16 protein-coding genes are annotated in these 18,411 nt (G+C 77.1%); 5 read left to right on the top strand and 11 right to left on the bottom strand.

Annotation, left to right across the window (positions count from 1 at the left end):
* Positions 1-5: 5 nt before the first annotated feature.
* Complete coding sequence (locus LO771_RS09710) at positions 6-812, bottom strand: metal ABC transporter ATP-binding protein (RefSeq protein WP_230649863.1); 807 nt, start codon at positions 810-812, stop codon at positions 6-8.
* Positions 809-1,777, bottom strand: coding sequence for a metal ABC transporter substrate-binding protein (locus LO771_RS09705; RefSeq protein ID WP_230649860.1), 969 nt, complete (start codon positions 1,775-1,777; stop codon positions 809-811). The genes LO771_RS09710 and LO771_RS09705 overlap by 4 nt, the downstream gene beginning before the upstream one ends.
* Before the next feature lie 201 nt (positions 1,778-1,978).
* Between LO771_RS09705 and LO771_RS09700 the strand changes: the two genes are divergently transcribed.
* Positions 1,979-3,361: a glycine--tRNA ligase gene (locus tag LO771_RS09700; RefSeq protein ID WP_230649857.1), complete on the top strand. Its 1,383-nt coding sequence runs from the start codon at positions 1,979-1,981 to the stop codon at positions 3,359-3,361.
* A 133-nt stretch (positions 3,362-3,494) separates the two neighbouring features.
* Here the strand turns inward: LO771_RS09700 and LO771_RS09695 are convergent, their stop codons facing one another.
* Both LO771_RS09695 and LO771_RS09690 read right to left on the bottom strand, forming a co-directional pair.
* Positions 3,495-5,054 (bottom strand): hypothetical protein, encoded by a 1,560-nt coding sequence (locus LO771_RS09695; RefSeq protein WP_230649855.1) that lies wholly within the window; start codon positions 5,052-5,054, stop codon positions 3,495-3,497.
* A 188-nt stretch (positions 5,055-5,242) separates the two neighbouring features.
* On the bottom strand, positions 5,243-5,857 hold the full coding sequence (locus tag LO771_RS09690; protein WP_230649852.1) for an NADAR family protein: 615 nt from the start codon (positions 5,855-5,857) through the stop codon (positions 5,243-5,245).
* Between the two features lie 183 nt (positions 5,858-6,040).
* Here LO771_RS09690 and dusB point away from each other — a divergent pair, with 183 nt between their 5' ends.
* On the top strand, positions 6,041-7,282 hold the full coding sequence (gene dusB, locus LO771_RS09685) for a tRNA dihydrouridine synthase DusB (RefSeq protein WP_255744026.1): 1,242 nt from the start codon (positions 6,041-6,043) through the stop codon (positions 7,280-7,282).
* Between the two features lie 537 nt (positions 7,283-7,819).
* Positions 7,820-10,558, top strand: a complete 2,739-nt coding sequence (ppdK, locus tag LO771_RS09680) for a pyruvate, phosphate dikinase (protein WP_230650232.1) — start codon at positions 7,820-7,822, stop codon at positions 10,556-10,558.
* 369 nt (positions 10,559-10,927) lie between these two features.
* Here the strand turns inward: ppdK and LO771_RS09675 are convergent, their stop codons facing one another.
* From LO771_RS09675 to LO771_RS09650, 6 genes are all read right to left on the bottom strand, one after another.
* Positions 10,928-12,211 carry a HAMP domain-containing sensor histidine kinase gene (locus LO771_RS09675; RefSeq protein WP_230649849.1) on the bottom strand — a complete coding sequence of 428 codons (1,284 nt, stop codon included), beginning with the start codon at positions 12,209-12,211 and terminating at the stop codon, positions 10,928-10,930.
* Positions 12,208-12,966 (bottom strand): two-component system response regulator CseB, encoded by a 759-nt coding sequence (gene cseB, locus LO771_RS09670; protein ID WP_230649846.1) that lies wholly within the window; start codon positions 12,964-12,966, stop codon positions 12,208-12,210. Before cseB ends, LO771_RS09675 begins: the two co-directional genes overlap by 4 nt.
* Positions 12,963-13,826: a hypothetical protein gene (locus LO771_RS09665; protein WP_230649844.1), complete on the bottom strand. Its 864-nt coding sequence runs from the start codon at positions 13,824-13,826 to the stop codon at positions 12,963-12,965. Before LO771_RS09665 ends, cseB begins: the two co-directional genes overlap by 4 nt.
* A gap of 139 nt (positions 13,827-13,965) precedes the next feature.
* Entirely contained in the window at positions 13,966-14,676 is a 711-nt protein-coding gene (locus tag LO771_RS09660) for a class F sortase (protein ID WP_230649841.1), read from the bottom strand.
* Positions 14,657-15,130: a hypothetical protein gene (locus LO771_RS09655; RefSeq protein WP_230649839.1), complete on the bottom strand. Its 474-nt coding sequence runs from the start codon at positions 15,128-15,130 to the stop codon at positions 14,657-14,659. The genes LO771_RS09660 and LO771_RS09655 overlap by 20 nt, the downstream gene beginning before the upstream one ends.
* Positions 15,131-15,385: 255 nt before the next feature.
* The gene (locus LO771_RS09650; protein ID WP_230649836.1) at positions 15,386-15,856 is read right to left on the bottom strand and encodes a nitroreductase family deazaflavin-dependent oxidoreductase; all 471 of its coding nucleotides are present in this window, start codon (positions 15,854-15,856) and stop codon (positions 15,386-15,388) included.
* A gap of 136 nt (positions 15,857-15,992) precedes the next feature.
* Here LO771_RS09650 and LO771_RS09645 point away from each other — a divergent pair, with 136 nt between their 5' ends.
* Positions 15,993-16,697, top strand: coding sequence for a TetR/AcrR family transcriptional regulator (locus LO771_RS09645; protein ID WP_230649833.1), 705 nt, complete (start codon positions 15,993-15,995; stop codon positions 16,695-16,697).
* Positions 16,698-16,706: 9 nt separating this feature from the next.
* Here LO771_RS09645 and LO771_RS09640 read toward each other — a convergent pair whose 3' ends face one another.
* Complete coding sequence (locus tag LO771_RS09640; RefSeq protein WP_230649830.1) at positions 16,707-17,501, bottom strand: methyltransferase domain-containing protein; 795 nt, start codon at positions 17,499-17,501, stop codon at positions 16,707-16,709.
* A gap of 122 nt (positions 17,502-17,623) precedes the next feature.
* Between LO771_RS09640 and LO771_RS09635 the strand changes: the two genes are divergently transcribed.
* Positions 17,624-18,316, top strand: coding sequence for an MOSC domain-containing protein (locus tag LO771_RS09635; RefSeq protein WP_230649827.1), 693 nt, complete (start codon positions 17,624-17,626; stop codon positions 18,314-18,316).
* Positions 18,317-18,411: the final 95 nt, after the last annotated feature.

Genomic DNA, 18,411 nt, shown 5'->3' with positions numbered 1-18,411 from the left:
CTCGGTCACGGCAGCAGCCCCGGCGCGGTCGTGCGGGCACGGCGGTCGTGGTCGCCGCCGTGCGGGTGGACGTGGTCGTGGCCGGGCAGGGCGTGCTGCCCGGCGGCCGGCGGCGGCGGCCCGTCGTGGGCCACGCAGCCGTCGCGCAGCACCACCGCCCGGTCGATCAGCGGCTCCAGCGGACCCAGCTCGTGCAGCACCAGCAGCACGGCGGCGCCGCGCCGCACCTCCCGCTCCAGGGTGTCGGCCAGCACCTGCTGGCTGGCCAGGTCGACCCCGGCCATCGGCTCGTCCATCACCAGCAGGTCGGGTTCGCCGACCATGGCGCGGGCGATGAGCACCCGCTGCTGCTGGCCGCCGGAGAGGTTGCCGACGCCGTCGCCGGCCCGGTCCAGCATGCCGACGGCGTCCAGCGCCCGGTCGACGGCCTCGCGGTCGCGGCGGCGGAAGGGCCGCAGCCCGTGCCGGGAGAGGCGCCCGGTGGAGACGACCTCCCGCACGCTCGCGGGCACGCCGGAGGCCGCGCTGGTGCGCTGCGGCACGTAGCCGACGCGGTGCCAGGCCCGGAACCTGCCGTACGGGGTCCCGAACAGCTCCAGGGTGCCCCGCTGCAGCGGCACCGAGCCCATCACGGCGCGGATGGTGGTGGACTTCCCGGAGCCGTTGGCGCCGAGCAGCGAGACGACCTCGCCGGGGCGCACGGTGAGGTCGACGCCGCGCAGGACGGGTCGGCCGCCCAGGGAGGCGGCGCCGCCGAGCAGGCGGACGGCCGGGGCCGTGCCGGTGCCGGCGGATGCGGGTGGGGAGGTCATCGGGCGCCTCCGAAGGCTGTCTCGAGGTTCTTCAGGTTCTGCCGCTGGACCGAGAAGTAGTCGTCCCGGGAGGGGTCCTTGACCCCTTCGACCGGGTCGAGCACGGCGGTCCGCAGGTGGAGGTCGGCGGCGAGGGTCGCGGCGAGCTTCGGGTTGCTGAGGGTCTCGAAGAAGACCGTCGTCACCCCGTGGGCGCGCGCCTGGCGCTGGATGGCGGCGAGCCGGGCGGGGCTCGGCTCGGACTCGGGGTCCACGCCGCTGACGGCGACCTGGCGGATGCCGTACCGGTCGGCGAGGTAGCCGAAGGCGGCGTGGCTCGTGACGAAGTCGCGGCCCCGGTAGGGCGCGAGCCCGGTCCGGAACTCCGCGTCCAGGGCGGCGAGGCGGGCGACCATTCTGTCCGTCCTCCTGCGGTAGTCGGCCGCGTGTGCGGGGTCGGCCTCCGCGAGGCCGCGGCCGACGCCGCGGGCGAGGACGGCGTAGCGGGCGGGGTCGAGCCAGACGTGGGGGTCGCCGGTGGCGTGGGCGTGCGGTTCCGCCGCGGCGCCGGCGGCCCGGTCGCCGCTCCCGCCCGCCCCGTCCCCGCCCTCGTCGAGGTGGTGGTCGGCGAGCGGGGTGAGGGAGGAGGCCTCGACGACGCGGCGGGCCCCGGACTGCCGCACGGCCTCGTCCACGGCGGGCTGGAGCCCCTTGAGGTAGACGACCAGTCCGGCGGAGCCCACGGAGGCGACCTGGCGGGGGGAGAGCTCCAGGTCGTGGGGCTCGACGCCGGGGGAGGTGAGGTCGGTGACGGCGACGTGGGGGCCGCCGATCTGCTCGGCCAGGTACTGCAGGGGGTAGAAGGAGGCGACGACGCCCAGCCGGCCGTCGGCGCGCGCCGCCGGGCCGCCCGCGCCGCAGGCCGCGAGGGCCAGGACGGCCGCGGCGGCCGCGGCCATGAGGGCGAGGGCGCGTCTGGGGCTCATGACAACCATTCTCATTTAAAGTGGAAACGATTGTCAATTTTCAGCTGTTCGGACGATCGGACCGCCGCGGCGCCGCCGCAGCGGGCAAGGGATTTGAAACCCCTCCGCCCGGGGCCGGTAACCTGAGGCATTCGGTCGTGCCGCCCCGCCGCGGCACCCTCCCCGAGTCCTTGCCCGCGTCGTCGTACTGAAGAGAGCACTGTGGCCGCCGACAAGATCGACACGATCGTCAGCCTGAGCAAGCGCCGTGGCTTCGTCTACCCCTGCAGCGAGATCTACGGCGGTCAGCGCGCCGCCTGGGACTACGGGCCACTGGGCGTCGAGCTCAAGGAGAACATCAAGCGGCAGTGGTGGCGCTCCATGGTCACCGGCCGCGAGGACGTCGTGGGCATCGACTCCTCCGTGATCCTCGCCCGCGAGGTCTGGGAGGCGTCCGGCCACGTCGCCACCTTCAACGACCCGCTGACCGAGTGCCTCTCCTGCCACAAGCGGTTCCGCGCGGACCACCTGGAGGAGGCGTACGAGGCCAAGCACGGCCACGTCCCGGCCGGGGGCCTCTCCGACGTCAACTGCCCCAACTGCGGCAACAAGGGCGCCTTCACCGAGCCCAAGCAGTTCTCCGGCATGCTGAAGACCCACCTCGGCGTCACCGAGGACGCCTCCGGGCTGTCCTACCTGCGCCCGGAGACCGCCCAGGGCATCTTCACCAACTTCAAGGCCGTCCAGCAGACCTCGCGCAAGAAGCCGCCGTTCGGCATCGCCCAGACCGGCAAGTCCTTCCGAAACGAGATCACGCCGGGCAACTTCATCTTCCGCACCCGCGAGTTCGAGCAGATGGAGATGGAGTTCTTCGTCAAGCCGGGCGAGGACGAGCAGTGGCACGAGTACTGGCTCCAGGAGCGCTGGAACTGGTACACCGGCCTCGGCCTGCGCGAGGAGAACATGCGTTTCTTCGAGCACCCCAAGGAGAAGCTCTCCCACTACGCCAAGCGCACGGTGGACATCGAGTACCGCTTCAACTTCGGCGGCAGCGAGTTCTCCGAGCTGGAGGGCGTCGCCAACCGCACCGACTACGACCTCGCGGTGCACGCCGAGCACTCCGGCCAGGACCTGAAGTACTTCGACCAGGAGTCCGGCGAGCGCTGGTTCCCCTACGTCATCGAGCCGGCGGCCGGCCTCAACCGCGCCATGCTCGCCTTCCTCCTCGACGCCTACTTCGAGGACGAGGCCCCCAACGCCAAGGGCGTCATGGAGAAGCGCGTCGGCATGCGCCTGGACCCGCGCCTGGCCCCGGTCAAGGTCGCGGTCCTGCCGCTCTCCCGCAACGCCGACCTCTCCCCGAAGGCCCGCGGCCTCGCCGCCGACCTCCGCCAGGCGTGGAACGTGGAGTTCGACGACGCCGGCGCCATCGGCAAGCGCTACCGCCGCCAGGACGAGATCGGCACCCCGTTCTGCGTCACCGTCGACTTCGACACCCTCGAGGACAACGCGGTGACCGTCCGCGAGCGCGACACCATGGCCCAGGAGCGCGTCTCCCTGGACCAGGTCAAGGGCTACCTGGCCGCCCGTCTCATCGGCTGCTGACACCGCCCGCACGCGCAGGGGCGGCCCGCCGGGATCCCGGCGGGCCGCCCCTCGTGCTTCCTCCCGCGCCCTCCGGCGCCCTCCCGTGCCCTTCCATGCCGGTCGGCCCGGTCGGCCCGGTCCGCCCGGTCGGTCAGCGGCCCCGGCGGCCCCGCAGTCCGCGCCCCGGGGCGGCGGGCGCCTCCAGCGGCAGGTCCGCCAGCCGCAGCGCCGCCGCGACGTCGCGACGGCGCCCCGGCTCGGCCTCCCCGGCCGCCTCCAGCAGCACCCCGTACACCTCCGGCAGCCCCCGCACGGTCAGCGCCGAGCCCAGCCCGGCCACGTCGTCCGCCGTCCGGCCGCGGACCACCGCCCGCAGCAGGACCCGGCACTCCGCCGCCCGTCCCGCCCCGGCCAGCGCGGCCGCCAGGGCGGCCACCTCCCCGGGCGCGCGGCTGGACGCCTGCCCCAGCAGGCTCCGCAGGTCCGCGTCCCGCCCTGCGTCGGCCAGCGCCGCCGCCAGCGCGGCCACCCCGGCGGGCGGCGCCGACGCCGACTCCCACAGCAGGGTCGCCGCGTCCGCGGCCTGGCCGGTTCGCTCCAGGGCGTCGAACAGCGGCACCAGCCGGTCCGGCGGCCACGCCCACAGCCGGTGGAACAGCTCCTGCGCCTCCTCGACCAGCTCCGCCTGCCGCAGCAGCGCCAGCACCCCGGCGACCTGGCCCGGTCCGCCCCCGGCCGCGGCCCGCGCCAGGTACGCCGACGAACCGGGTGGCCCGTCGGCGTGCAGCCGCCCGGCCAGCGCGGCCACGTCGGCCGGGCTCAGCGACACCGCCGCCGCGGCCACCTCCCGCGCCGCCTGCTGCCCCTGGCCGCCCGCGTACAGGGCCCGGACCCGGGCCGCGAGCGCGTCCGCCGCGGGCCGGGCCTCCGCCGGCGGCTCCTCCGCGGGCCGGGCCTGCGCGGACGGGGCCTGCGCGGACGGGTCCTGCGCGGACGGGTCCTGCGCGGAGGGGGCCTCCCCGCCCGGGTGCTCGCGTCCGTCGGGCCGCGCCGCCCACCGCGCCCGTCCCGGGTGCTGCTCCCGGTGCTCGCCGTACTCCCGCCGTCCCTGCTGCTCCCGCTGCTCCCGTCCGCCCCGCCCCCGCCCGGTGCCCTGCGGGGCGTCCGCCGGGACCGGCTCCCCGGCGGCGCCGCCGAAGCGGGCACCCACCGGGCGGACCGGTGCGGCGGGCACGGGCTGCAGCCCCTCCGCCGGCTCGTCCGCCGGTCCCTCCGCCGTGAACACCCCGCCGTGCCGGGCGCCGCCCGTCCGTCGCGGCCGCCCCCGCCGCCCCCCGCCCGGGGCCGCCGCCTGCGGGGCGTCCGCCGGGTCCGGGACCGCCGCGTCCGGCGCCGTCCCGGCAGCCTGCTCCGGTGCCGGGGGGTGCTCCCCCCGCACCGCCGACCAGCGGACCCGCGCCTCCGCCCCCTTCAGCTCCTCGCCCAGCCGCACGCACTCCGCGCCCAGCCGCTCCCGGTACGTCCGCGCCTGCGCCAGCTCCTGCTCCACGCCCCCGGCCGCCCCGTCGGACCGCAGCCCGCCGGACCGCAGCTCGGCGGCGAGCCTGCGCTCCCGCTGCACGGCGTACCGGCGTGCCGCCAGCAGCTCGTCCAGCCGCGTCCGCATCGCGTCGACCTGCGCGGACGCCGTGTCCCCGTCGTGAACCGCCATGGTGCGACCTCCCGCCGGACACCCCTGCGGCCCCCGGCCCTCGTCAGCTCCCCCCGCTCGGGCACGGCCACCGACCCAGCGCGTCCGAACCGTCACCCGGAGTCATGGCCGGTCGTCATCCTGCCGCATCCGGCGCGCACGGGTGTTACGGGAGTGCTTCGGTTTCCTTTCGCGGCGCCGCCCGGCCGTCACCGTTCCGGTGCGGACGGTCCGCCGGCGAGGACGCGGCGGGCCTCCATCAGGGCGAACCCCAGCAGGTTGAGCCCCCGCCAGCGGGCCGGGTCGGCGGCCCGCTCGTCGTCCGCCGCGAGCCCGACGCCCCAGATCCGGTCCACCGGGCTCGCCTCCACCAGCACCCGCGACCCGGTCCCCAGCAGGTAGGCGCAGAGCGCCGGGTCCTGCCCGAACTTGGCCGTGCTCCCCGCCACGACGAGTCCGAACCGCTCCCGCTCCCAGAGCGCCCCGTCGAACCCCCGCACCAGCCGCCCCAGCTTCTTCGCCTCCGCCGGGGTGCGGGCGGCGAGGATCCGCTCCGCGGCGTCCGCGTCCCCGAACAGCCGGGCCTTCCCGGCCATCATCCAGTGCTCGGCGCTCGCGTACGCGGTCCCGTCCACGGTGAACGGCGAGGGCCACCACTGGCTGAGGCAGCCCGCGCCGAGGCTGCCGTCGCGCTGCGGGCGGTGCCCCCAGAACATGAGGTACTTCGGCCGGGCGCCCGCCGCGGTGAGGGCGGCCAGCTCGTCGCGGCTGCGGGCGTCCGCGGGGACGGTGGGCGGCACCGGGGGCGTCGTCGGGGCGGTCATGCGCCGATCCTGCCAGCAGCCTCCGACACCGCCCACCGGTTTCCCGCCCCGCCAGCCCGTCCTGCCCGTCCCGCCCGTCCGCCCCGCCCGTCCGCCCTTCGGGTCCGCCCCCGCCGGGCCGCCGCCGCGGTGGGGGACAATGGGGGACCGGACCGCCCGCACCCGAACCGAGGAACCGCCCGCATGACCACCACCGCCGAGCCCGCCGCCCCCAGGGAGACCGTCCCCGGGGGGACCGCGTCCGGGGGGACCGCCCCCGTGGACGGCGCCTCCGCAGGCGTCCCCGAGGGCGCCCCCGCGCCGCTGCGGGTCGGGCCCGTGCAGGTGTGGCCGCCGGTGGTGCTGGCGCCCATGGCGGGCATCACCAACGCGCCGTTCCGCACCCTGTGCCGGGAGCAGAGCGGCGGCCGGGGGCTGTTCGTCAGCGAGATGATCACCACCCGCGCCCTGGTGGAGCGGGACCGCAAGACGATGCGGCTGATCCGGTTCGCGCCGACCGAGCAGCCCCGCTCGATCCAGCTCTACGGGGTGGACCCGGTGACCGTCGGCCGGGCGGTCCGCATGATCGCGGACGAGGACCTCGCCGACCACGTCGACCTCAACTTCGGCTGCCCGGTGCCCAAGGTCACCCGCAAGGGCGGCGGCTCCGCGCTGCCCTACAAGCGGAACCTCATGCGGGAGATCCTGCGGCAGGCCGTGGGCAACGCGGGCCGGCTCCCGGTGACGGTCAAGATGCGCAAGGGCATCGACGACGACCACCTCACCTACCTGGACGCCGGGCGGATCGCCGCCGAGGAGGGCGTGGCGGCGGTGGCCCTGCACGGGCGGACCGCGGTGCAGCACTACGGCGGCACCGCCGACTGGTCGGCGATCGCCCGGCTGCGCGAGTCGGTGCCCGACCACGTGCCGGTGCTGGGCAACGGCGACATCTGGTCGGCGGACGACGCGGTGCGCATGATGCGGGAGACCGGTTGCGACGGCGTGGTCGTGGGGCGCGGCTGCCTGGGCCGGCCGTGGCTCTTCCGCGACCTGGTCTCGGTCTTCGAGGGCGAGAGCGACTACCAGCGCCCCTCTTTCCGGCAGGTCGCGGCGGTCATGGTGCGCCACGCCGAGCTGCTGGGGGAGTGGATCGGCGACGAGGCGCGCGGCGTCATCGACTTCCGCAAGCACGTGGCCTGGTACACCAAGGGCTTCTCGGTGGGCTCGGAGATGCGGGTGAAGCTGGCGAACGCCTCCTCGCTGGCCGAGCTGGAGGGGCTGCTGGGCTCGCTCGACCTGGACCAGCCGTGGCCGGAGGGCGCGGACGGGCCGCGCGGCCGCACCACGGGCGAGCGCCGGGTGGTGCTGCCGGAGGGCTGGCTGGACGACCCGTACGACTGCGCGGTGCCCGGGGCCGACGCGGAGCTGGACACCTCCGGCGGCTGAGCCCGGCCCCGGCCGGCCCGCCCCTGCCCCGCCCCCGCCCGGCCGCCCCCGGTCCCGCCTCCCGCCGCCGGGCCCCACCCGGCCGTCCGGCCGCGCCCGGCCGGCCCGGCCCTGCACGATCCGGAGCCGTTCCGCACCGGCCCGTACGCCTGGTGGGACGGCCCCCGTGACGCTTGCCACACGCGCGGCCGGTTGACGGGGCCTGCGGGCGGGCGGCGGCGCGGCGGGGCGCGGATCGTTTCCCGAAGGAGCCCCCGGCGGAACCGGCGCCCTGCCTCCAGGTAATCAAGGCGCGGTGGCACCCGGTGCCATCCGATGTCACCCAGGGTCACCCGCCGGTGATCACGACGTTTCACCGCCTTCGACACATGAACGCTCGCTAACGTCAGGAGGACGATTTCACAAACGCAGGCGATCGGGCCTTGAAGGCATCGATCCGGGTGTCCGGCGCGGGTCCGCGACCACTGACGGCCTATCGGTTGCGCTGAAGTGCCTTCGAAATGGGTATGTTCTCCGCCGTCAGGGCAACTGTGCGACCTGTGCGCGAGGAGAACACCCGTGCCGAAATTCGTCTACTCCTTCACCGAGGGCAACAAGGACCTCAAGGACCTGCTCGGCGGCAAGGGCGCGAACCTCGCCGAGATGACCAACCTCGGGCTGCCCGTCCCTCCGGGTTTCACCATCACCACCGAGGCGTGCAAGGTCTACCTGGAGTCCGGCAGCGAGCCCGAGGGCCTGCGCGACGAGGTGAGTGCGCACCTCGACGCCCTGGAGCGGACCATGGGCAAGCGCCTCGGCCAGGCTGACGACCCCCTCCTGGTGTCGGTGCGCTCCGGGGCCAAGTTCTCCATGCCGGGCATGATGGACACCGTCCTCAACATCGGCCTCTCCGACGCCTCCGTGGCCGGCCTCGCCGCCCAGTCCGGCAACGAGCGGTTCGCCTGGGACTCCTACCGCCGCCTGCTGCAGATGTTCGGCAAGACCGTGCTCGGCGTCGACGGCGACCTCTTCGAGGACGCGCTGGACGAGGCCAAGCACGCCAAGGGCACCTCGGACGACCTGGACCTGGACGCCGGCGACCTGGAGAAGCTGGTCGAGCGCTTCAAGGGCATCGTCCGCAGCGAGACCGGCCGCGACTTCCCCCAGGACCCCCGCGAGCAGATGGACCTCGCCGTCCGCGCGGTCTTCGAGTCCTGGAACAGCGACCGGGCCCGGCTCTACCGCCGCCAGGAGCGCATCCCCGGCGACCTGGCCACCGCGGTCAACGTCTGCTCCATGGTCTTCGGCAACCTCGGCTCCGACTCGGGCACCGGCGTCGCCTTCACCCGCGACCCCTCCACCGGCGCCCAGGGCGTGTACGGCGACTACCTGCAGAACGCCCAGGGCGAGGACGTCGTCGCCGGCATCCGCAACACCGTGCCGCTCGCCGAGCTGGAGACGCTGGACAAGGCGTCGTACGACCAGCTCATGGGGATCATGGAGACCCTGGAGAACCACTACCGGGACCTCTGCGACATCGAGTTCACCATCGAGCGCGGCAAGCTGTGGATGCTGCAGACCCGGGTCGGCAAGCGCACCGCCGCGGCCGCCTTCCGCATCGCCACGCAGCTCGTCGACCAGGGCCTGATCGACCTCGACGAGGCGCTGCACCGGGTCAACGGCGCGCAGCTGGCGCAGCTGATGTTCCCCCGCTTCGCCGAGGAGCGCCCCGGCCAGGGGGAGAAGGCGCCCGACCGGATCGCCTGGGGCATCGCCGCCTCGCCCGGCGCCGCCGTCGGCAAGGCCGTCTTCGACTCCTACACCGCCGTCAAGTGGTCCCGCTCGGGCGAGAAGGTCATCCTGGTCCGCCGGGAGACCAACCCCGACGACCTCGACGGCATGATCGCCGCCGAGGGCATCCTCACCTCGCGCGGCGGCAAGACCTCGCACGCCGCCGTCGTCGCCCGCGGCATGGGCAAGACCTGCGTCTGCGGCGCCGAGGAGCTGGAGGTCGACACCAAGAAGCGGCGCTTCGCCACCGCCGACGGCCGGGTCGTCGAGGAGGGTGACCTGATCTCCATCGACGGCTCCACCGGCAAGGTCTACCTGGGCGAGGTCCCGGTCGTGCCGTCGCCGGTCGTCGAGTACTTCGAGGGCACCCTGCACGCCGGCGCCGACGAGCAGGGCGGCCTGGTGCAGGCCGTGCACCGGATCATGTCCCACGCCGACGGCCGCCGCCGGCTGCGGGTGCGGGCCAACGCCGACAACGCCGACGACGCCTCGCGCGCCCGCCGGTACGGCGCCCAGGGCATCGGCCTGTGCCGCACCGAGCACATGTTCCTCGGCGAGGAGCGCCGCAAGGAGGTCGAGCGGCTGATCCTCGCCGACACCGACGACGAGCGCGAGTCGGCGCTGCGCACCCTCCTGCCGCTGCAGAAGGACGACTTCGTCGAGCTCTTCCAGGCCATGGACGGGCTGCCGGTCACCGTGCGGCTGCTGGACCCGCCGCTGCACGAGTTCCTGCCGGACATCACCGAGCTGTCGGTGCGCGTCGCCCTCGCCGAGGCCCGCAAGGACCACAACGAGAACGACCTGCGCCTCCTCCAGGCCGTCCACCGCCTGCACGAGCAGAACCCGATGCTCGGCCTGCGCGGCGTACGCCTCGGCCTGGTCATCCCGGGCCTGTTCTCCATGCAGGTCCGCGCCATCGCCGAGGCCGCCGCCGAGCGGCGCCGGGCGGGCGGCGACCCCCGGCCGGAGATCATGATCCCGCTTGTGGGCACCGTCCAGGAGCTGGAGATCGTCCGCGAGGACGCGGAGAAGGTGCTCGCCGAGGTCGCCGCCGCCACCGGCGTCCCCCTCGACATCGCGCTCGGTACCATGATCGAGCTGCCGCGGGCGGCCGTCACGGCCGGTCAGATCGCCGAGGCCGCCGAGTTCTTCTCCTTCGGCACCAACGACCTGACCCAGACGGTGTGGGGCTTCAGCCGCGACGACGTCGAGGCCTCCTTCTTCACCGCCTACCTGGAGAAGGGCATCTTCGGCGTCTCCCCGTTCGAGACCATCGACCGGGACGGCGTCGGCTCGCTGGTGCGGCAGGCCGCCGAGGCCGGCCGGGCCACCCGCCCCGGCCTCAAGCTCGGGGTCTGCGGCGAGCACGGCGGCGACCCGGACTCCGTCCACTTCTTCCACGAGGTGGGGCTGGACTACGTCTCCTGCTCCCCCTTCCGCATCCCGGTGGCGCGCCTGGAGGCAGGCCGCGCCGCCATCGAGACGGCGGGCAGCGACTCGCGCTGACGGTGTGTCGGCGCGGTCGGTGACCGCACCCGTGCGGCGGAGCTCGGCGCAGGAGACGCCGCCGCACGGTGGAGCCCCGGGGCGGGGCCGGACAACGGCGTCCGGTCCCGCCCCGGCGGCGTCCGGGCCCTCGGGGCCCACGGGGCCCGACCGGGGCCCGATCGGGGGCCGGGGCCCGCAGGCTTCCTGCCGGCCGCGCGCCGCGACTTCGACTCCGGCGTCAGCATCGTCACCTGCACGAGGACGTGAGGGGGCGCACCGGACAGGACCGCGCCGTGGTGCGTCCCGGCCGCCGGCCGGGAGATCCGGCCGGAGTCCCGGGGCCGCCCCGGCCCGGTCCCCCCGCGGCGGTGTTCCGGTGACGGGCGGTCAGTCCCCGGGCGGCGGCGACCCCGGGGGCAGGCGGAGCACCGCGAGCGCGCCCCCGCCGGGCGCCCGCGCGTACTCCAGCGACGCCCCCAGCACCCCCGCGTGGCCCTCGGCGATGGTCAGCCCCAGCCCGTGCCCGCGCCCCCGCTCCGCCGCGCCGGTGCGGAACCGCTGCGGCCCGTCCCGCAGCAGCTCCTCCGGGTAGCCCGGACCGTGGTCGCGGACCGTCACCACGGCCCCGCCGCACCCCGGGCCGGCCCCCGGGCCGGGTTCCGCGCCGTCCCCCGCGGCGGCCTCCGCGGTGACCAGCACCGGGGGAGCGCCGTGCCGGCAGGCGTTGACGACCAGGTTGGAGAGCACCCGGTCCAGCCGGCGCGGGTCGGTGGCGATCCGGCCGTCCCGGACGACCCGCACCTCCACCCCCTCCAGGCCGGTGGCGCCGACGATCCGCCGGACCGTATCGCCCAGCCGCACCTCCGCCACGTCGGGCCGCGCCGCCCCCGCGTCCAGCCGGGACACCTCCAGCAGGTCCTCCACCAGGCGGTGCAGCGCCCCGACCCGGCCGCGCACCAGCTGGGTGGGGCGGCCGGGCGGCAGCAGCTCCGCGGCGGTCACCAGCCCGGTGAGCGGGGTGCGCAGCTCGTGCGCCACGTCCGCGGTGAACCGCTGCTCGGCCTGGAGCCTGCGGTGCAGCGCCGCCGACATGGAGTCGACGGCGGCGGCCAGTTCGGTGACCTCGTCGCGGGTGCGCCCCAGCGGCCCGATGCGCGCGGTGAAGTCCCCGGCGGCGATGGTGCGGGCGCTGCGCGCGGCGGTCCGCAGCCGGCTGCTGATCCGGTCCGCGGCCAGGGTGCCCGCGAGCACGGTGACCAGGACGGCGGCCGCGCCCGAGGCGAGGATCGCCCGGTCCAGGTCGGCGACGGCCCGTTCGTCGCCGGCGTAGTCCACCCGGACGGACAGCACCTCGCCGCCGGTCCCGGCGGCCGCCCACATGGCGGTGCCGTGCGGGCCCGGGCCGAGCATCGACCCGCGGTGGCCGCGCAGGGCGAGGCGGCGCAGCGGTCCGGGCAGCCCCGCGCCGTCGCGCGAGCGGTCCGCGCCCGGGGCGGGGTCGCCGGTGCGGTCGTACAGGTCCAGCGCGGCGTCCAGCGCGGTCTCCGCGGTCCGGCGGGCCTGGTCGGCGTGCTGGCGGACGGAGGCGCGGTGGACCAGCAGCCCCACGGCGAGGGCGATCAGGCAGGAGATCGCCGCCACGGTGACCGCGATCTGGCGGCGGAGCGTCACCGCGGGCGCCTGAGCTTGTAGCCGAAGCCGCGGACGGTCTCGATCCGGTCGGCGCCGATCTTCGCCCGCAGCCGCTGCACGTGCACGTCCACCACCCGGCTGTCGGCGCCCCAGCCGTAGTCCCAGACCCGTTCCAGCAGCGTCTGGCGCTCCAGCACCACGCCGGGCGCTGCGGTGAACTCCAGCAGCAGCCGGAACTCCGTGGGGGTGAGAGGCACCCGCCGGCCGTCGGCCCTGACCTCCATGCCCTCGGTGTCCACCTCCAGCCCGGCGATCGCCCGCACGGCGCGGGCCGCGCCGCCCGTCTCGCCGCCCTGCTCCGGCCGCGCCCCGGCCCCGGGCGCCCCCGCCGGGGGCGGGGCGGCCCCGGCGGCACGGGTGCGGCGCAGGACGGTGCGGATCCGGGCCACCAGCACGGCGCTCTCGAAGGGCTTGACGACGTAGTCGTCCGCCCCGGCCTCCAGGCCGGAGACCACGTCGACCGGTTCGGTGCGGGCGGACATCATCAGGATGGGGACCAGGCTCTCCTCCCGGACGCGCCGGCACAGGCCGACGCCGTCCAGCAGCGGCAGCATGACGTCCAGCAGCAGCACGTCGGGGCGGTCGGCGCGGAACCGCTCCAGCCCCTCCAGCCCGTCGGCCGCGGTCGTCACGGGGAAGCCGTAGCGCTCCAGGGCCATGCGGGTGGCCTCGCGGATGACCTCGTCGTCCTCGACGAGCAGGATGCGCGGCGCGTCGGCCGCCGGGCCGGTCATCGGGCCGCCCCGCCGTCCGCGGAGGGCACGGCGCTCCACGGCGCCCCGGCGGGCGGGAGGCCGGCCGGGGGAGCGCCGGTCCGCGCGACGGTGGTCGGCACGGGGCTGGGGGCGGCGCCCGTGCCGCCGCCCGCGGGTCCGCCGACGACGTCGCCGGTCCCGCCGCCCGTCACGGGCGCGGGCGCGGGCGTGCCGCCGGTGACGCAGGCGAGCCCGTCGGCCGCGGCGCCGGAGCCGGTGGCCTCGACCCGGAGGACCGCCAGCCTGCGCCCGTCCCAGCGGTAGGTGCTGCTGGTGCGGACGGAAGGTCCGGCCGGGTCGTGGACGACCAGGTCCGGGCCCACGGTGTCCGCGGTGAAGCCGGGGGAGAGCGGCAGGCCGAGGACCGGCACGACCCGGGTCGCCCGCAGGGCGTAGACCCGCAGCACGGCGCGGTCGTCCGCGGTGACGAGGGCGGTGATCAGCTCCGGGCGCCCGTCGCCGGTCAGGTCCCGGTACTGCGGCGGGCGCAGACCGCAGTGCGGGCAGTGGAGCAGGGCCACCCGCTCGTCCCGCTCCAGGGCCGGGTCCTTCTCCAGCACCTCGGCGGCGGGCACGGTGCGGATGTCGCCCGAGGCGGCCGCGACGCCCCGGAGCGGGGCGGGCGCCGAGCCGCGCGCGGGGGCCGGGGCGGACGGCGAGGACGCCGCCCCGGCCCCCGGCCAGAGCGCCTGCGGGGTCGGGTGGGGCGCGACGGCGCGGGTGCGCCCGCCGTCGTGGAGCTGCCCGGGTGCGCCGCAGCCCGCGGCGAGCAGGGCGCCCGCCGCGGCCAGGACCCCCGCCGTGGTCCGCCACCGGGCCGTGCGGCCGTCTGTCCTCACCGTGGTCCCGCCTTTCGCGCGCAGGGGGCCTCCGGCGTCCGCCGGCTCCGGCCCGCAGCCTAGGTCCGTCCGGGCCGGGACCGGCCCCCGGGTCCCCGCCGGAAACACTCCTGACTTTGCGTCAGGAGGGCCGGGGGTGTCAGGGGCCGGCCGGCTCGGCCAGGACGATGATGTTGTCGGTCCAGTGGCCGCCCGCGCCCAGGGTGCCGCCGCAGGTGATGAGCCTCAGCTCCGGGCCGCGGGTGTCGCCGTACACCAGGGCGGTGGGGAAGGCGCTCTTCGGGTACTGGACCAGCCGGCTGACCCGGAAGGCCGCGGTGGTCCCGTCCGAGCGCCGGACCTCGATGCGGTCCCCGGGCGCCAGCGACGGCAGCCGCCGGAAGACGGCCGGGCCGTGCACGGTGTCGTAGTGGCCGACCAGGACGGCCGGCCCGGTCGCGCCCGGGGCGGGACCGTCGCGGTACCAGCCCACCTCGTCGGCGCGGCCGGCGGAGGGCACCTCCAGGGTGCCGTCGGGGTTGAGGCCGAGGGCCCGGACGGGCGCGTCCACCCCGGCCGCCGGGATGGCCAGCCGCACGGGCCGCGCGACGGCCCGGGCGGGCGGTCCGGCGCCGGGCCGCGGTGCGCCGCGGCCCGCCGGGGCGGTCCCGGCCGCCGCGCGGGAGGGTGCGGCTCCGGCCGTCCCGTGGCCGGGCGCGGCGGCGGCGATCCGCACCGTGGGCCGGTCCGCGGCGCGGTCGACCATTCCGGCGCCCAGCCCGAGGAGGAGCAGGCCGGCCGCCGCGGCGGGCACCCACGAGGGGCGCCCGCCGCGGCGCTGCCGGCGGCGCTCAGCCCCGGGCACCGGCACGGCGGCGACGCGCGGCGAGGCCGACGGCGGCGACGCCCGCGGCGGCCAGTCCGGTGCCGCCGACCGTCATCGCGGTGGACGGGCCGGTGTCGCCCTGGCCCGCCTGCGCGCCGCCCCGGGGCACGACCCGGACCTGCCCGGTGCCGGTGCCGGACGGGGCGCTGCTCCCGGCCGGCGGAGAGGCGGGGGCGGCGCTCCGCGTCGGGGCGGGGCTGGGGGCGGCGCTCCGGGCGGGGGCGGGGGCGGCGCTCCGGGTCGGGACGGGGCTGGGGGCGGCGCTCCGGGCGGGGGCGGGGGCGGAGCCGCCCGTGACGCCCGTGCCGCTGCCCGTACCGGCGGGGGGCGGGGCCGGACGGCCCGCGGCGGACGCGGCCGGGGCGAGCAGGACGCCGGCCGCGGTGAGGCCGGCCAGGGCCAGCGGCAGGACGGAGCGGATGACCGTGCGAGGGGGCATGTCTCGATCTCCTGGTGTGCGCCCCCGGCCCGGTCGGCCGGAGGCTGGCACCGCAGACGCTAGGAACACCTCGTCTCGGCCACCGGCAGGAGCCGTCACGGCCACCCGTCGGCTTCGTAACAGAACCGCCGCCCGGCGCCGGCCGTGCGGCGCGGGGCGGGGTGCACGCTGCTCCCGGCGGCCCGGCGGCCCGGCGGCCCGGCGGCCCGGCGGCCCGGTGCGCGGGTCGTCGGGTCCCGGCGCCCGCCCCGGGTCCTACCGGGCGGGCAGCACGCGGAAGACGGGGTAGCCGGGGGCGATGCGCAGCAGCTCGGCGTCGGACGCGTCGGGGCCGACGCCGTCGAAGAACACCCCGACCTCGAACTTCCACCGCTTCAGGTACGCCCGCAGCACCTCGGGCTTGTCGGCGTCGGCCAGCTCCGCCGCCCGGAACTCCTCCACCCGCCGGCCGAGCCGCAGCTCGCCGCCGCCCGCCACCCGGATGTTGCGCACCCACTGGGTGTGGCCGCGGGGCGCGACCAGGTAGCGCTCGCCGCCGTGGGCGAGCAGGTTGACCGGGGTGGTGCGCCACTCGCCGCTCTTGCGCCCCCGGACGGCGAGCACCCGGGAGCCCCAGACGCTGAGCCCGGCCCGGGTGGCGGCGGCCACGAGGCGGTTGAAGACCTTGTCGGTGAGGCCGCCCGGCCGGACGTAGCGGGTCGGCTGGGGCGCGGCGGCGTCGGACATGGCGGGCTCCTCGGGAGATTTTCGAGAGCGGTGCTCTCGGTTCGTCTGCCATGACTGTGGCACCGGTCGCCGGAGGCTGTCAAGAGCAGTGCTCTCGTCTGTGCGCACCGCTCCGATCCGTGGCAGACTGCCCCCCATGGCTGCGACGCGAACCGCCCGACAGCGGGCCCGTGAGGAACTCACCCTCGAGATCAAGGAGGAGGCCCGCCGGCAGCTCGCCGCCGACGGCGCCCAGAAGCTCTCGCTGCGCGCCGTCGCCCGCGAGCTGGGCATGGTCTCCTCGGCGCTCTACCGGTACTTCCCCAGCCGCGACGACCTGCTCACCGCGCTGATCATCGACGCCTACGACGCCCTGGGGGAGCGGGCCGAGGCCGCCGTCGCCGCCGCGCCCCCCGGCGACGCCCGCGCGCGGTGGCGGGCCCTGTGCCACGCCGTGCGGGACTGGGCGCTCGCGCACCCCCACGAGTACGCCCTCGTCTACGGCACCCCCGTGCCCGGCTACCGGGCGCCGCAGGCCACCGTCGAGCCCGCCGCCCGGGTCGCCCTGGCCATGGCGGCGGTCCTGCGCGACGCGCCGGCCGGGGGGCGGCCGGGGGCGCGCGTCCCCGAGGGGGAGCTCGCCGGCCAGCTGTCCGCCCTGGCCGCACAGCTCGCCCCGGGCGTCGACCCCGCCCTCCTCGCCCGCGGGCTGGCCGCCTGGACGCAGCTCTTCGGCATGGTCAGCTTCGAGCTCTTCGGCCACCTCGTCGGCTCCGCCGACCCGGCCGGGCCGTTCTTCGCCCACACGGTGGAGGAGGCGGCCGACCTCCTCGGGCTCCCGGACTCCCCGCCGGCCCCCTGACCGGCCCTCTCAGGGGCGGCGGCCCCAGGCGGACACCATGGGCGAGGTCGCCAGGTCCAGGCGGCCGGCCTCCACGTTCGCCAGGTGCCGGTCGACCTCCTCGTCGGTGGCCAGCCCCCGCTCCACCAGCAGCCCCCGCACCTGCCGTACGGTCGCCGCCTCCAGCAGGTCCCCCGCGGGCGAGGCGATCGGGAAGCAGGCGTCCGCCCGCACCTCCGTCAGGCCCGCCTCCCGCAGCAGCCGGGGCAGCCGCCGCCCGTACGCCAGGTCGGCGCCGCGCTCCGCCAGCAGCGTCCGGAAGCCGCGGCGCAGCCGGTTGGCCAGCTCCTCCTCCGGCCCGTGCTCGTCGGGGCAGGCGAGCGGCTGCATCGCCGGGTCGGCGTCCTCCAGCAGCAGCACCCCGCCCGGCCGCAGGGCGCCGGCCATCGTCCGCAGCGCCCGCTCCCGGTCGGCGACGTGGACCAGGACCAGCCGGGCGTGCACCAGGTCGAAGGACTCCCGCGGCGGCTCGTCCGCGGCCACGTCGTGGCGCCTGACCTCCACCACCGGTCCGGCCGCCTCCCGGGTCCAGGAGACGTCGATGTCGGTCGCCAGCACCCGCCCCCGCGGCCCGACCCGGCCGCCCAGCCACCGCACGACGGAGGGTCCCCCGGCGCCCACCTCCCAGCAGTGCCAGCCGGGGCCGACGCCCAGGTCGTCGAGGTGGCGGAAGGTCGAGGCGTCGAAGAGCTCCGCGAGGGCGTCGAACCGCTCGCCCGCCTCGGCCTGCCGGTTGTCCAGGAGGTACCCCTCGTCGCGCGCCATGCCCCGATCCTCCCACCGCCCGGCCGCCCCGCCCGGTCCCGGGCCGGCCCGGCCGGCCGCCGCGGCCCGGCCCCGGGAAAACCCGCTGCGCCCGGGGCCCCGCCGGGCCTACGCTCCGCCGCATGGCCCGTCTGCTCTCGGTGAACCTGGCCCGCCCCCGCCCCAACCCCGCCAAACCCGACGTCGGCACGACCGGCATCGACAAGCGGCCCGTGGACCACCCGGTGGAGGTGCGCGCCCCCGGGCCCAAACGCGGCGGCCTCGGCGGCGGACTGGTGGGCGACCGCGTCTGCGACACCCGCCACCACGGCGGCGACGACCAGGCCGTCTACGCCTACGCCCGCGAGGCGCTGGACGCCTGGCAGGCGCAGCTCGGCCGGGAGCTGCCGAACGGCTCCTTCGGCGAGAACCTGACGACCGCCGGGCTGGACGTGGACGGCGCGCTCATCGGCGAGCGGTGGCGGGTCGGCGGCTCGGTGCTGCTGGAGGTCGCGGTGCCGCGCATCCCCTGCGGCACCTTCGCCGTCTGGCTGGACGAGCGCCGCTGGGTGCGGCGGTTCACGCTGCGGGCGCTGCCCGGCGCCTACCTGCGGGTCGTCGAGCCCGGGGAGGTCCGGGCGGGCGACCCGGTGGCGGTGGAGTTCCGCCCCGACCACCGGGTGACCGTGGCGGGGTGCTTCCGCGCGCTGACCACCGAGCCCGGGCTGCTGCCGGGCCTGCTCGCCGCCGAGCAGCTCCCCGAGGACGTCAGGGCCGCCGCCCGGCGCCGCACCCGGGAGGCGCCGTTCCCGCCGCCCGGGCCCGGGGAGGACTGACCCGCCGTCGCGACACGGCACCGGGACGCGGCACGGGGACACGGCGCCGGGACGCGGCACGGGGACACGGCACCGGGCCCCGCCGCGTCGGCCCG

Source organism: Streptacidiphilus sp. ASG 303 (assembly GCF_020991365.1).
In the GTDB taxonomy this organism is placed as follows: Bacteria; Actinomycetota; Actinomycetes; order Streptomycetales; family Streptomycetaceae; genus Peterkaempfera.
This window is presented reverse-complemented; position numbering and strand designations above follow the sequence as displayed.

Excerpts from the sequence above, each read along its gene's own strand:
- cseB (WP_230649846.1), bottom strand. The coding sequence starts at position 12,966 with ATGACCGGCCCGGCGGCCGACGCGCCGCGCATCCTGCTCGTCGAGGAC.
- LO771_RS09635 (WP_230649827.1), top strand. The coding sequence starts at position 17,624 with ATGGCCCGTCTGCTCTCGGTGAACCTGGCCCGCCCCCGCCCCAACCCC.
- LO771_RS09690 (WP_230649852.1), bottom strand. The coding sequence starts at position 5,857 with ATGACCGCCCCGACGACGCCCCCGGTGCCGCCCACCGTCCCCGCGGAC.
- dusB (WP_255744026.1), top strand. The coding sequence starts at position 6,041 with ATGACCACCACCGCCGAGCCCGCCGCCCCCAGGGAGACCGTCCCCGGG.
- LO771_RS09640 (WP_230649830.1), bottom strand. The coding sequence starts at position 17,501 with ATGGCGCGCGACGAGGGGTACCTCCTGGACAACCGGCAGGCCGAGGCG.
- LO771_RS09695 (WP_230649855.1), bottom strand. The coding sequence starts at position 5,054 with ATGGCGGTTCACGACGGGGACACGGCGTCCGCGCAGGTCGACGCGATG.
- LO771_RS09710 (WP_230649863.1), bottom strand. The coding sequence starts at position 812 with ATGACCTCCCCACCCGCATCCGCCGGCACCGGCACGGCCCCGGCCGTC.
- LO771_RS09650 (WP_230649836.1), bottom strand. The coding sequence starts at position 15,856 with ATGTCCGACGCCGCCGCGCCCCAGCCGACCCGCTACGTCCGGCCGGGC.
- LO771_RS09705 (WP_230649860.1), bottom strand. The coding sequence starts at position 1,777 with ATGAGCCCCAGACGCGCCCTCGCCCTCATGGCCGCGGCCGCCGCGGCC.
- LO771_RS09645 (WP_230649833.1), top strand. The coding sequence starts at position 15,993 with ATGGCTGCGACGCGAACCGCCCGACAGCGGGCCCGTGAGGAACTCACC.
- LO771_RS09655 (WP_230649839.1), bottom strand. The coding sequence starts at position 15,130 with ATGCCCCCTCGCACGGTCATCCGCTCCGTCCTGCCGCTGGCCCTGGCC.